Below are 13,636 nucleotides of genomic sequence, written 5' to 3'. Positions count from 1 at the left end.
AGAGAGGAAACAGCTATGTCTGAGAACGCTATAACCAGGCGGAGCTTCCTGGCCGGCAGTGCGGGGGTCGCGGCTGTCGCGGCCGGCGCCGGCTTCATGAGCTTCGGTTCCTGGGAGCAGGCGCATGCTGCGGGATGGCGCAGGGAAGTGTCCACTGCCCATTCGCTGTGCAACGCCTGCTCGACCAAATGCGGGTTCACCGGATACGTCGAGAACGGCCGCCTTGCCAAGATGATCGCCGACAAGGACCACCCCTACGCCGAGGGCCACCTGTGCGCCCGCGGCTACGGCTACGCCGACATCGCCTACTCGAAGGATCGCCTGACCGACCCGCTGAAGAAGAACGACAAGGGCGAGTTCGAGGCCGTGTCGTGGGAGCAGGCCTACGCGGAGATCGCCGAGAAGGTGAAGTCCATCATCGACTCCTCCGGCCCCGAGGCGCTCGCCATCGTGCAGGATCCGCGCCCGTCCGGCAAGTACTACTCCAAGCGCTTCATGAACGCGCTGGGCAGCCCGAACGTCTACACGCACGGCGCCGCCTGCAACCTGTCGAAGAACTCCGGGTTCACGCAGGTCATCGGCGCGGGCGACTACGTCAGCGACGTGGAGAACTCGAAGATGACGATGTTCATCGGCCGCAGCTACGCCGACGCCATCCGCCCGAGCTCGGTCCACGCGCTGCAGAAGGCGCACGACAACGGCGCGCAGATCGTGCTGGTGGACCCGCGCTGCAACAACTCCATCGCGTTCGCCGACGAGTGGGTGCCCATCAACCCCGGCACCGACCTGGCGCTCGTGCTGGCCATGTCCAACGTGCTCATCTCGAACGGCCTGTACGACAAGGAGTACGTCGCCGCCAACTCGGTGGGCTTCGAGGAGTGGGCCGAGGCCATCAAGGACCACACGCCGGCGTGGGCCGAGGGCGTCACCGGCATCCCGTCCAACACCATCGTCCGCCTCGCCACCTCGTTCGCCGAAGCCGCCCCCGCGGCGTCCATCGAGCCCAGCTGGCGCGGCGCGTTCGGCTGCTCGTACGCGAACTCCGGCGAGACGGCGCGCGCGGTGTGCTGCTTCAACACGCTGCTCGGCTGCTGGAACCAGGAGGGCGGCGCGCTGCTGCTGCCCAGCGTGTCGGCGGGCGACGTCGACAAGGAGAAGTTCCCGTCGGTGCCCAAGGTGGAGGCCAAGATCGCCGGCACCGAGGAGTACCCGCTGGCGCTGTCCAGCATGGGCGTCAACCTCTTCGCGGCCGACCAGGCCAAGAAGGGCGGCATGAAGGGCATGTTCTTCTACAACTCCAACATGGTGGCGGGCTACTCCAACACGGCGTACCTGGCCGAGTGCATGGAGAGCCTGGAGCTGTGCGTGGCCATCGACGTGCAGATGTCCGAGACCTGCATGGCGGCCGACTACGTGCTGCCCGACACCTCCTATTTGGAGCGCCTCGAGCTGCCGGAGTTCATCGGCGGCAAGGTGCCGGCCGTGGCCCTGCGCGACCAGGTGATCGAGAAGGTGCACCCGAACACGAAGCCGGTCGACCAGATCTTCAGCGAGCTGGCCGAGGCGTGCGGCGTGGGCGAGTACTTCCAGTTCGGCGTCGACGAGCTGGCCGACGCGGAGCTCAAGAGCGTGGGCCTGTCCCTCGACGCGCTGAAGAAGACCGGCACGGCCTACTTCCCCGAGAAGGAGTTCTCCTACGGCGGCGTGCCGAAGTGGAAGACGCCCACCGAGAAGATCCAGTTCGCGAGCGATGCCTGCGAGAAGGCGGGGCTTTCCCGCACCCCCGTGTGGGTGGAGCCCCAGACCATGCCGATGGGCAACGAGCTGCGCCTCATCGGCGGCAAGCAGGCCATCCACTCGCATACCCAGACGGCCAACATCGAGTCCCTCATGGAGATCACGAAGAAGTACGGCCTCGACCGCGTGTGGCTCAACGCCGACAAGGCCGCGGAATGGGGCATCTCCGACGGCGACACCGTGGAGGTGTCCAGCGGCGAGCACACGGGCAAGGCGCAGGCGAAGGTGACCCAGCGCATCAACCCGACCGCGCTGTACATGCCCAGCCACTACGGCTGCTCCTCGCCCGACCAGCACACCGCCTACGAGGTGGGCCTGCGCCAGATGGACTTCGTGCCGTTCCACATTGAGCCCGCCTACGGCGGGGCGATGACCCAGGAAGCGGTCGTCACGGTCAAGAAGGTAGGTGCATGATGGCACGGTACGGAATGCTGATCAATACGAAGAAGTGCATCGGCTGCTACGCGTGCCGCGTGGCCTGCCAGCGCCAGAACGGCCTGCTGCCCGACGAGGACTTCATCCGCTACGAGGAGAAGGAGACGGGCACCTACCCCAGCGTGGGCGTCGAGACGGTCCCCCTGCAGTGCATGCACTGCGAGGACGCCCCCTGCGCGTCGGTGTGCCCGACGGGCGCGGCCCATATCGGCCCGAACGGCATCGTGAGCGTCGACCAGGGCCGCTGCATCGGCTGCCTGTACTGCATGGCGGCGTGCCCCTACCAGGTGCGCGCGCGCAACAGCGAGACGGGCGCGGTGGACAAGTGCCGCTTCTGCACCGCGTCCAACTTCGAGTCGGGCACCGAGATGGCCACGTGCGTGACGGCGTGCCCGACGGGCGTCCGCATCTTCGGCGACCTGGACGACCCGAACGGCGAGCTGGTCCGCGAGATCAACCGGACGCACGCCCAGCCCATCGCCGGGGATATAACCAAGTCCAAAGTATTCTACGTGAGGTGATGAACGATGACGTTTGAACCTATTTGGGGCGCCATCATCGCATGGTACCTGTTCCTCGCCGGTCTCGGCGGCGGCGCGTTCGTGACCTCGGCCTTTTTGGGCTGGCGCCATCCCGAGGCGGTGAACATGCGCAAGATCGGGCACATCATCGCCCCCGCCGCGGTGATCGTCGGCCTCGTGCTGCTCATGTTCGACGCGCACGCCGGCTTCATGAACCCGCTGCGCTTCGCGCTGCTGCTGACGAACTTCGGGTCGGTGATGACCTGGGGCGTCGTGTTCCTGGCGGGCTTCACGGTGGTGGCCCTCGCCGCGTTCGTGCTCGATCGCCTGAAGAGGCCGGTGCCGGTGTGGCTCGACATCGTGGGCGTGGTGTTCGGCGTGGCCGTGGCCATGTACACGGGCGCCCTCCTGGGCGTGTGCAAGACGTTCCCGCTGTGGAACAACGCGCTGCTGCCCATCCTGTTCCTCGTGTCGGCCCTGTCGGCCGGTGCCGCGTCGGTGCTGGTGGTGGGCATCGTGCGCCATGCCGACGAGTTCAACCGCGCGGGCGTGCTCAAGAAGTTCCACTTCTGCCTGCCCATCATCGAGCTCGTGCTGGTGGCGGCGCTGCTGTTCATCACGTGCACGAACTCCACGGCCGGCTGGAACTCGGTCATGAGCCTGCTGGTGGGCGAGCATGCGCCGCTGTTCTGGATCGGCCTCGTGGCGATCGGCCTCGTGCTTCCCACCGTGCTCGAGACGTGGCTGCTGTTCTTCAGCCCGAAGGAGTTCGAGGAGAGCCGCGCGGCCCACTGGATCAGCTTCGGCTCCGACGCCGGCGTGCTGGTGGGCGGCTTCCTGCTGCGCTACCTCGTGGTGGTCGCGGCCCTGCCGCTGACCATGGTGGTGCCCATGCTGTAGCGGGCCCCCGCACAACCGCTTCGTCGCGCGCCGCCCCTCCGGGGGCGGCGCGCTTGCGTTGGGACGGGGTAGAAGGGGCGATGGAGCGCAACGGTTCCCCGGAAATGCTCCTTGAGAACCGATTCTGCTAAAAATTCTCGTTTGTGAACGATTTCTCGCATGCTATGGATTTTGCGACCCGGTGTTTTTCTCATACCGCTTCAAATGTTCTTGCCAAAATCGTTCACAAACGAGAATTTTTAGCAAAAACGCAATACTCGATTCGCGGAACGGCTTCTGCGTTTGCTCGCCGGAACTCACCTTTCTGCAGGTGGCCGATTCGTTCGACCTCGTTCGGCTCGTCGATTTGGCCTACGAACTGTGCGGAACGTACGACACTTCCACGGGCAACGTGCGAGAATGCGCCCCTCTGACCACGATCGCGAAACTCAAAACGTACGTGGGTAAGTCCGAAGGTGTGCGGGGGAGGAAAAAGGCGTTGCGTGCGCTGCGCTATGCTGCTGACGGATCTGCGTCTCCTCGAGAAACGGTGCTGGCCATGCTGCTGTGCCTTCCCCACAGCTTGGGCGGCTATCGGTTCGCGTTGCCTCAGTTGAACTGCCGTATTGATGTGAGTGCTCGGGCGAAGGCCGTGACTGACAAGAGGTTTTACCGTTGCGACCTCTATTGGTCCGAAGCGAAGCTGGCCGTGGAATACGACAGCGATCTTGAGCATTTGGGCTCCCGCAACGCTGCAAGCGATTCCTCCCGCCGCACAGCTTTGGATGCGCTGGGTGTTACGGTGGTGACAGTGACCACGCTGCAGATCGCAAGTCGCGTAGAGATGGAGCATGTTGCCCATCGCGTGGCGCGCTGCCTTGGAAAGAGGCTGCAATATCGGGAACCTGGCTTTTCGAGCGCCAACCTGAGACTTCGAACGAAACTGCTAAGCAGCTTGCAGGACGAAGGCGTCCTCACGGCTCTACAATGTTGAAGAAGAAGTCGTACGACACCAGGTGTTCGGTGAGCTTCGCGATGACCCCCGGATCGCCCTCGACGACGATGGCGCGCTGCGCTTCCTCGTCGCGGTTGAGGATGGCGAACATTCCCAGCCGTGGCATGGTGAGCGTGGCGTCGGCATCGGGGGACTGGGCGTTGCGCTCGTACAGCACGACGCCAGCGCGCATGGTCAACAGGTAGGGGTCTTCGTCGGTGAACGCCAGGTTCACGATGAGGTTCGTATCCTGCGCGGCGTTCGCGTCCACGAGAATGCCCAGGTAGTCCAGCATCATATCCGGCGTCATGGCTTTCTGCACGTCCTGACTGCCGGTTGCCCGGTACTTCGGGTCGGCATCCACGCCGTCGCGGAGCTCTTTCGCGCCGGTGAGGTAGGCGTTGCGCCATGGGCCCGATTCTGCCGTGTAGGCCAGCTGCTCGAGCGCGTCGGCGCACAGCAGGCGCGCCTGTTGATTCGTCGGGTCGGCGAACACGAGGATGTTCGTCACCTGCGCCACCCACTGGTAGTGGCCGTCGTCGAAGTCGCGCGCGGCGCGTGCCAGCACCGCATCCGTATCGCCGAAGTATTCGACGAACTTTTTGGCGGCGTCGACGGGCGCGAGCGGGTGGAGGTTCACGGGGTTCGCGTCGTACCAGCCCATGTACTTCTGATAGACGGCCTTGGCGTTATGCGCCACCGTTCCGTAGTACTGGCGCGTGTACCAGTTCTTCTCCAGTGCGGCCGGCAGCTCTATCATGTTCGCGATCTCGTTTTGCGTGTAGCCGAGGTTGAGGTACATGAGCGTCTGGTCGGTGATGAACTTGTACATGGCGGCCGTGTTCTGCAGATACTCGTTCACGAGGTCGTTGCCCCAGTGCGGCCAGTTGTGCGCCTGGAACGTCACCTGCGCCTCGGCGCCGTAACGGGCTTTCGTCTCCATGAGGTAGTTCGCCCAGGCATTGCCGTCGCGCACTTCGGCGCCGCGCAGCGTGTACAGGTTGTGCAGGGTGCCGGTGCAGTTCTCGGCCACCCAGAGGGCGTTCAGATCGGGAAACCAGGTGTTCATCTCGGCAGGTGCTTCGGTGCCGGGCGTCATCTGGAATTCCATGCGCACGCCGTCGACGACGCGCGTCTCGCCCGTGGCGGCGATGACGTCGTTCGGGGCGATGTAGGAGGTGTTGCCCTTCGACTGTCCCAAACCGATGCCGATGCTCAGGCTGCCCTGCGCGCCCGGCTCCAGCATGACACCGTACTGATAGCTGGCGCGACGGCCCATGGCATTGCCGGCGTATACGTTCTCGGCCACGGCATGCTCGGCAAAACCCTGCGGCACGATGAGGGGGATGGCGCGCTCGGCCACGTCCTGCTCGCTGACGATGCCTTTGATGCCGCCGTAGTGGTCGACGTGCGGATGGCTCATGACGATGCCCGTGACGGGGCGCTCGCCCAAGTTCTCGGTGACCAGCGCGAAAGCCGCCTGAGAGCATTCGACGCTCATGAGCGGGTCGAACACGATCCACCCGGTTTCGCCGCGCACGAACGTGATGTTGGTCATGTCGTAGCCTCGCACCTGGTAGATGCCGTCCATGACTTCGAACAGGCCGTACAGGTGGTTGAGCTGGGCGTTGCGCCAGAGGCTGGGATTGGCGGTGTCGGGAGCCTCGGCGGGGAGGCCGTCCGCGTCGTCCAGAAACGCGTACGCCTTCTGGCTCCAAACCAGCTTACCGTCCTCGTCGACGATCTCAAGCGATTCGGGTGCGGCAATGAGGCCGCGGCTGGCGAATTCCCGCTCGCGTTCGTCGGAGAAGTCGAGCAGTGCGTACACGGCTTGATTGGCCTCGGCCGTCGCCGCAGTCGCGCCCTTGCGCATGGCGTCGAGGTCGGGCGCGGCGGTGCTGGCAGGCACATCGCCTGGGTTGGCTGCGCATCCGCAGGCGACCGTGCCGGCGGCGACGAGCGCGCCTGTCGCAAAGGCGCCCGAAACGAATGTGCGTCGATCGATGGGATGATTGCGGGTCATAGGAGTGTTCTCGCTTTCGTCCGGGATCACGCGGCTCACACAATGATAGCATGCCCGCACCGATCGAGCCGCCGTCGGGTACGGCGCCCGGCTCCGCAGGTTCTTCCAGCCCCGTGATCACATGCTGGTCGTGGATCGTGAGCGTTCGGCTCAGGGCAGGGCGCGTCGGCGTCCACCCAGCCCCCGTTCTCGAAGCGCTCGCGAGCGAACGTTGCCGTCAAACGATAGGTGCCATCGCGACCATGCCGTCCGTGGGCAACACCTCCTCGAGAGGGGGGGTGCCGTCTACGAGCCGTCGGCGATGGCGGTAGCGCCGGAATCGCTCAATAGCTCGACGTTCCAGGTGGAGGGGCGCAGCCGTTGCGTGCCCCAAGGAACGTCGGTTGCGTCCATACTCGCGCCAATCGTCGCGAAAGGAACGCCCACGCCCGGCTCGAACAGCTGGCCTTCGTCGAGGCCTCCCAGCGCGCAGGCGACCGAATCGCGTTGGGCGCTCGGCCGCAAGGACGAGGCGGTGGCGGTGTTCGCCGAGGTGCTGTCGGCTGTCGCCGCGTACCGGTTCTTCCGCGTGGTGGCCGACGAGGGAGCAGCGGTGGAGCCGGTGCTCAAGAGTCTGGCGGACCGGCTTGCCCGCGTCGCATGGTGGCACCCTCGGCACGGGAGACGAGCGGCGTCTGCCCAATCGTGAAGTCGAGCATGGCCGAACCGGGTAGGGAGAAGGTCACCTGGTAGTCGCTGGCGGTCACGGGCGGATGGGCGGTGGGCCCCGTAGGGCGTGCCGCCGTAGGTTGCGGTTGAGTACAGGCCGCTTTTTGTCGCTATAGGAATATGGCACGACGAAAAACATCATCCAGGATGAGCTTCTTGCCGTATTTCGCCGAGAGTGTTCGCCCGCATCTGTTACCTGCGATTTCGCCGTGCTTGCACTATAATAAGGCGTTTCATGGAAGGGTAATCTGATCAACGGTATCACGAAATATGCTCGCGAATGGTCGCCTGTCGGCCTCGCTATGTCCTGCGTTCTGGCCGGGTTCGCGCTGTGCTTGCACGCCGACAACCTGCTGCTGAGCGCCTATGCGATCGAAGGCGCGTCCGACCTGTTCATCCACTCGTTCCTTGCGGGCGTGGTGGTGCTGTGCGTCGTCGTGTTCGTTTCGGCGCACGACGGGGAGAAGCGGCGTTGGTCGATCGGCGCGGGGCTGCTCGCATCGGTGGCGGGCGTGCTGTGCGCGCTGCTGTACCAGGTGCTTCCCATCGAGGTGAGCGCCGTGGGGGCCGGCTTGTTTCTGGGCTTCGGATTGACGTGCCTGCTGCGCCAATGGGGGCGCTACTACCGCCTGTTCTCCTACCAGGGCGCGCTGCTCAACACCATGCTGGCGTTTCTGGCGGCATCGTGCTGGTGGTTCGTGGTGTCGCACGCCGGCACGCCGTTCCTGTTCTGCCTCGGCATGCTCGTGCTGGTGTCGTGCGGTGCGTTGCCGCTGTTGGCAAGCCAGATCGTGCAGGCCGACGAGATCAAGGTGGGGCTGCGCAGCGCCGTCGTGGTGAAACCGCTCGAAACGATGCGCGAGGTCATGCAGAAGGGCTGGGCCGCGGTTGCCGGGCTCATGTTCAACTTCTTCACCATCGGCCTGACGTTGTGGACCGAGCGCGTCGACGCCGGCCCGGTGAACGTCGCTTTCAAGCCGGTGGCGTATCTGCTGCTCACCGTCGTTGTGTGGTGGGTCGTCGCGCACGCTTCGCGCGCGACGGACGGCATCCTCCAGGTGTTCTATCGCGTGGCGCTCCCCGTTTCGGCGGCGCTTTTGCTGGCGTGCCCCCTCGTCAACGCGACGGGAGCGCTTTCGGGGTCGATGCTGTTCTCCGTCGCCTCCTATCTGGGCGTGGCGTTGATGAACGTGCTGGGCCTCGTGGTGCTGCTGTGGATGGCGAAAAGCTCCGAGGTGGGATTTTCCAAGGTGTTCGCCGCGTTCTGCTCCAGCTGCGCGGCCAGCGTGGCGGCGGGCATGATCGCGTTCCAGCTGTTCGGCGGCCAGGCGCAGCTGCTGTGGTCGAGCGCGCTGTCGGTCTATCTCGTGGCGATGGTGCTGAGCGAGATGGTTGCGGCCGCGGGGCGCCGTCACGGGGTGTGCGAAGCCGTGCGCGAGGCGGGCGCGGAGGACGAGCTGCTCGACCTGGTCGAGGAGCTCGAATAGGCGCGCGCCGCGCCATCGGCGCTGTGTTGATTTGACGCGAGCACGGGCGCCAATCTCGTCTGCAAGTAGGAGGAGCGCTATCATATATGCAGATGAAACGGGGTGCATTACCGGTTCGCTCCCCGAACGAACGAAGAAGGAGATGCCCATGGACGCACGCGTGTATGAACTTCTGAACGATCAGATCAACAAGGAGCTGTATTCCTCGTATCTGTACCTGTCCTTCGCCGACTACTACGAGGAGGAGGGCCTCGAAGGCTTCGCCAACTGGTACGAGATCCAGGCCAAGGAAGAGCGCGACCACGCCCTCATCTTCCGCAACTACCTGCACGAGAACGGCTGCAAGGTGAAGCTGCTGGCCATCGACCAGCCCGACAAGGAGTTCACCAACTTCCTGGAGCCGCTCGAGGCCGCCCTCACGCACGAGAAGTACGTCACGAGCCTCATCAACGACATCTACGCCGCTGCTGCCGAGGTGAAGGACTACCGCACCATGAAGTTCCTCGACTGGTTCATCGAGGAGCAGCAGGAGGAAGAGGACAACGCCGACAAGATGATCACGCGCATGAAGCTGTTCGGCTCCGACGCGAAGGCCCTCTACGACCTCGATCAGGAAAACGCCGCGCGCGTCTACTCCGTCCCGAGCCCTCTGGCCACCGCGTAAGCGCGCACCGTACTTCACCGCCAAAAACGCCCCCGGCCAACCGGGGGCGTTTTTTTTTGCGCCCGGAGGACAAGCGAGCCCCTTACCCGGCTTCAACAAGGCGTTGACGGCGGGGTGACGGATAGCAACGATTTGGTTGTTCACCTGCACAAAAACGCTTGCGGGGGTTCGCAAGGAGAACAAAAGAGCGTACAATCTGCGTTGTCCGACAGTTGATAAAAAAATCGCAATACGAACGAATAAAGACTATCTTCGCCAAGTAAACAGTCTCGTAAGGTATTGCTACGAACATCGCGAAAGCGATGGGCTAGTAGGCTTTCAGCCAAGCGGTACTGTCGGTATTCCTTTCGATGAGACCGGGGATCACTCCCCGGTCTCGTTGTGTTTCGGCGCTGGTATGCGCGTAGGTAACGCTGGGAAAAAGCATCGAGGCCGTCATCGTTTATTGGCGTACACTGTGCTGGTACCACAGAATGGCGCGACGCCGACCACGGCACCGCTGCGCCGATACGCACCTTCGAACGAATACGATAGGAGCAGGTAATGCAAACTGCTTTGTTATGGGCCGCCGGCGGAACCGGCTTCACCTTTCTCATGACCACCTTGGGCGCCGCCTCGGTGTTCTTGTTCCGCAAGCGCAACAGCATGGTGTTTCAACAGGTATTTCTCGGGTTCGCCGCAGGCGTGATGGTGGCGGCGTCCGTGTGGTCGCTGCTCATTCCCGCCATCGAGCGCGCGGAGGAGGCGGGGCAGATCGGGTGGATTCCCGCAGCGGGAGGCTTCGCCATCGGCGTGGTGTTCCTCATGGTGCTGCACCAGCTGCTGCCGCACCTGCATCCGGGCGAGAGCAAGCCCGAGGGCCTGCCCAGCAAGTGGGATCGTCCGACGCTGCTGTTCACGGCCGTCACGCTGCACAACATCCCCGAGGGCATGAGCGTGGGCTTGCTGTTCGCCATGGCGGCGCAGAACGGCGGCGATCCGGGCATGTTCGGCATGGCCGTGGCGCTGGCCATCGGCATCGGCATCCAGAACGTGCCCGAGGGCGCGGCCGTGGCGCTGCCCATGCTGCAGGAAGGCATGAGCGCGCCGAAAGCGTTCGCGCTGGGCACGCTGTCGGGTCTGGCCGAGCCTGTGTTCGGCATCCTCGTGGTGCTGTTCGCGGGGCTCATCTCGCCGTACATGCCGTGGATGCTGGCGTTCTCGGCCGGGGCCATGATGTACGTCGTGGTGGAGGAGCTCATCCCCGAGGCGCACCTGGGCGAGCACTCCAACGCCGGCACCCTCGGCGTGATGGCCGGCTTCCTCGTGATGATGATCCTGGACGTGGCGCTGGGGTAAGGTGCCGCGCGCCAGGCGTTCGTGCTCGGCGTCCGGAGCGGCGGCGCCGTGCCGGGTCGTCGAGTTATGCACCCCTCTGTCATTGAAAAGGGCCTAAAAATGACCTGTCGTCGAGTTATGCACCCTCTCTCGGCGGGCAGCGGGGGTTCCGTGACCGAAGTGAGCAGATTCACCTGGGATTTTGCGCACGCTTCGAGCTCGGCTCTCTTTCCGAGCGCCCAGCGGGGTTGCCAAAGGGGTGCATAACTCGAGAACCTTGCAGGAAACGCGCGAGCCGGCGTGCTCGCGTGGCGGGTCGCTGTTGGCTGGCAGACTGCTATAATCGCGTTGTCGTGTACGTCGAAGCGGGAACGTGGCCCATGTTCAACAACCTGATCGTCGCATATCTCTTCCTGGGCGGTATGGGCGCGGGGGCTTGCTGCGTGCTGAACGTGTTGGGCTTCGCGACGGAGCGTGCGGGCATCGCGCCGCGGCGGCTGTTCGGCTTCGGGTTCCTCATCGCTTCGGCCGTGTGCACGGTGGGCGCGTTCTGCCTGCTCGCCGACATGAGGCGACCCGACGAGATCCTGATCCTCCTCACCGAGCCCACGCTTTCGGTGGTGTCGGTGGGCGCCTACACGCTGGCGGCCACCATCCTATGCGGGGTGTTCTCGGGGCTGGCATGGCTGCGGGTGTTCCCGGTTCCTCCGCTGGCGATGCGCATCGTCGCGGCGGTCCACCTCGTGCTGGCGTGCGCGGTCATGACGTACACCGCGTTGCTGCTCATGGCGTTCTCGGGCGTGCCGCTCTTCCGATCGCCGCTGCTCATCCCGCTGTTTCTGGCATCGTCGCTCTCGTGCGGCGCGGCGGCCGTCACGCTGAGCGCCGTCGCCACGAGAACGTGGGACAGCTTCGCGCCCGCGATGCGTCGCGTGGCGCTGGCGGATGCGGCGGTGCTGGTGGTGGAGCTGCTCGTGCTGGCGGCCTTCGTGCTGGCGAGCCTCCAGGATGCACCCGCGTCGGCATGGCGGCTGATCGGCGGAAGCGCGGCGGTCCCGTTCTGGGCCGGCCTCGTGGCGATCGGCATCGTCGCGCCGATCGTGCTGTACGTGCTGGCGCGCAAGGTGCCCACGCTCCGCGTCCATCCGTTCGTTCCGGCGGCGCTCGTGCTGGTGGGCGGGTTCGTGCTGCGGTGGTGTATTCTGGCGGCGGCGTGAGCCGTTGGTGTACTCTGATCACGACAGATAGTCAGGTGCGAGATAAGCGGGGAATGAGGACAACCGATCGTGTTTCACTTCGAGAAGAACGAAGAAAGCCGCGTGCCTCTGTGGATGCAGCTGCGCAACCGCCTGGTGTACCTGATCAACTCGGGGCACTACCAGCCGGGCGACCAGCTGCCGACGATCCACGAGATGGCGATCGACCTCTCGATCAACTACAACACGGTCAGCAAGGTGTACACGAGCTTGGCGAACGACGGCTACATCACGTCGAAGCGCGGCGTGGGCGCGTTCGTCAACGGGTTCGACGCGGGGGAGAGCAGGGAACAGGCTGATGCGATCGAGCAAGCGCTCGACGAGTGCATCGCCGCGCTGACGGATATCGGGCTGTCGAACCGCGACATCGAGGCCGCCATGAGGACGCGCGTCCGCAAACTGGAGCAAGAGGCCGGCACGTATCCGTCGCACGAGTAAGGGGGAGGACGTTCATGGGGATGAAACGAAACGACGAGGGCAGGGAGAACGGCAGCGGGAAGCCGCGCCGCGTGACGGTGGCGCCGCCGGGCGAGGGCGACCCGATGCAGCGGGCGTCGCGCAACGGCGTGTACTTCCTCCAAGCGATGATCATCGTGGCGGCTTTCCTGGTCGTGTGCTGCGTATTCTACCTGGCCAGCGGCAAGATCGGCTTCTTCGCCATCGCCGTGGCCGTCTTCGCCGCCATCGTGGTGGCATCGTCGGTCCACATCGCGCAGCAGTGGGAGCGCATGGTGGTGATGCGCCTGGGCAAGCTGAAGTGCGTGAAGGGACCCGGGCTGTTCTTCACCATCCCGTTCATCGAGTACAGCACGATGCGCATCGACGTGCGCATCCGCACCACGGCGTTCGGTGCGGAGGAGACGCTGTCGACCGACCTCGTGCCCCTCGACGTGGACGCGGTGGTGTTCTGGATGGTGCACGATGCCGAGCGCGCATGCGTCGCGGTGGACGACTACGCCAACCAGCTGCTGTTCTCCGCGCAGACCATCCTGCGCGACGCCATCGGCCGCGCGACGGCCGCCGAGGTGACGGCGCGCCGCGATCAGCTGGACCGCGAACTCAAGCGGCTGCTGGAGGAGAAGGTGTCGGAATGGGGCATCACGGTGCTGTCGGTGGAGGTGCGCAACATCCTGCTGCCCGAAGAGTTGCAGGACGTCATGTCGTTGGAGGCGCAGGCCGAGCAGAAGAAGAAAGCGCGCCTGATCCTCATGGAAGCCGAGCCGGAAATCTCGGCGATGATCGAGCGCTACGCGCACACCTACGACGACGATACGGCGCTTGAACTGCGGAAAATGTACCTGCTCTACGAGGGCGTCAAGGAGGGGAAGGGAACGGTCGTCGTGCCCAGCTCGTGGAACGAGGGGTTCGCCGACAAGGTGAGCGAAGCGTCTTCCCCGAAGCCTGTGAAATAACCTGAGTGGGGAATCATCTAAAACTAGAATAATGCAATCCCCCGTAGCCTCTTGAGTTTTCATATGAAAAGTGTTTTCATATGAAAACTAGAGGGGTTGGCCAATCCTGACACGGCAAGAGGGTTCTCGAAACGCGTGCGTGC

The 13,636-nt window shown here is 64.4% G+C and carries 12 protein-coding genes; 11 read left to right on the top strand and 1 reads right to left on the bottom strand.

All coding sequences use genetic code 11. The features are described from left to right. Window positions 1-15 precede the first annotated feature (15 nt). From GS424_RS16830 to GS424_RS16815, 4 genes are all read left to right on the top strand, one after another. A complete protein-coding gene (locus GS424_RS16830) occupies window positions 16-2,211 on the top strand; it encodes a molybdopterin-containing oxidoreductase family protein (RefSeq protein WP_160940981.1) in 2,196 nt (731 codons plus the stop codon). Further along, window positions 2,211-2,753 carry a 4Fe-4S dicluster domain-containing protein gene (locus tag GS424_RS16825; protein ID WP_160941088.1) on the top strand — a complete coding sequence of 181 codons (543 nt, stop codon included), beginning with the start codon at window positions 2,211-2,213 and terminating at the stop codon, window positions 2,751-2,753. The genes GS424_RS16830 and GS424_RS16825 overlap by 1 nt, the downstream gene beginning before the upstream one ends. A 6-nt stretch (window positions 2,754-2,759) precedes the next feature. After that, entirely contained in the window at window positions 2,760-3,653 is an 894-nt protein-coding gene (gene nrfD / locus GS424_RS16820) for an NrfD/PsrC family molybdoenzyme membrane anchor subunit (RefSeq protein ID WP_160940982.1), read from the top strand. A 181-nt stretch (window positions 3,654-3,834) separates the two neighbouring features. After that, window positions 3,835-4,626 carry a hypothetical protein gene (locus GS424_RS16815; RefSeq protein WP_160940983.1) on the top strand — a complete coding sequence of 264 codons (792 nt, stop codon included), beginning with the start codon at window positions 3,835-3,837 and terminating at the stop codon, window positions 4,624-4,626. Here the strand turns inward: GS424_RS16815 and GS424_RS16810 are convergent. Then, window positions 4,607-6,649, bottom strand: a complete 2,043-nt coding sequence (locus GS424_RS16810; protein WP_160940984.1) for an alkyl/aryl-sulfatase — start codon at window positions 6,647-6,649, stop codon at window positions 4,607-4,609. The genes GS424_RS16815 and GS424_RS16810 overlap by 20 nt on opposite strands. A gap of 301 nt (window positions 6,650-6,950) precedes the next feature. Here GS424_RS16810 and GS424_RS16805 point away from each other — a divergent pair, with 301 nt between their 5' ends. The 7 genes from GS424_RS16805 (at window position 6,951) to GS424_RS16775 (ending at window position 13,493) form a co-directional block, all read left to right on the top strand. After that, window positions 6,951-7,337 carry a hypothetical protein gene (locus GS424_RS16805; protein ID WP_160940985.1) on the top strand — a complete coding sequence of 129 codons (387 nt, stop codon included), beginning with the start codon at window positions 6,951-6,953 and terminating at the stop codon, window positions 7,335-7,337. Between the two features lie 322 nt (window positions 7,338-7,659). Beyond that, window positions 7,660-8,844 carry a hypothetical protein gene (locus GS424_RS16800; protein ID WP_160940986.1) on the top strand — a complete coding sequence of 395 codons (1,185 nt, stop codon included), beginning with the start codon at window positions 7,660-7,662 and terminating at the stop codon, window positions 8,842-8,844. Window positions 8,845-8,992: 148 nt separating this feature from the next. Beyond that, window positions 8,993-9,508: a ferritin gene (locus tag GS424_RS16795; RefSeq protein ID WP_154332435.1), complete on the top strand. Its 516-nt coding sequence runs from the start codon at window positions 8,993-8,995 to the stop codon at window positions 9,506-9,508. A gap of 543 nt (window positions 9,509-10,051) precedes the next feature. Further along, the gene (locus GS424_RS16790; RefSeq protein WP_160940987.1) at window positions 10,052-10,846 is read left to right on the top strand and encodes a ZIP family metal transporter; all 795 of its coding nucleotides are present in this window, start codon (window positions 10,052-10,054) and stop codon (window positions 10,844-10,846) included. Between the two features lie 359 nt (window positions 10,847-11,205). Beyond that, window positions 11,206-12,042 (top strand): NrfD/PsrC family molybdoenzyme membrane anchor subunit, encoded by an 837-nt coding sequence (nrfD, locus tag GS424_RS16785; protein ID WP_160940988.1) that lies wholly within the window; start codon window positions 11,206-11,208, stop codon window positions 12,040-12,042. Between the two features lie 69 nt (window positions 12,043-12,111). Then, window positions 12,112-12,519, top strand: coding sequence for a GntR family transcriptional regulator (locus GS424_RS16780; RefSeq protein ID WP_160940989.1), 408 nt, complete (start codon window positions 12,112-12,114; stop codon window positions 12,517-12,519). Window positions 12,520-12,533: 14 nt separating this feature from the next. Continuing rightward, window positions 12,534-13,493, top strand: a complete 960-nt coding sequence (locus tag GS424_RS16775) for a slipin family protein (protein ID WP_244977603.1) — start codon at window positions 12,534-12,536, stop codon at window positions 13,491-13,493. Window positions 13,494-13,636: the final 143 nt, after the last annotated feature.

The organism is Eggerthella guodeyinii, assembly GCF_009834925.2.
GTDB classification, from domain to species: domain Bacteria; phylum Actinomycetota; class Coriobacteriia; order Coriobacteriales; family Eggerthellaceae; genus Eggerthella; species Eggerthella guodeyinii.
This window is presented reverse-complemented; position numbering and strand designations above follow the sequence as displayed.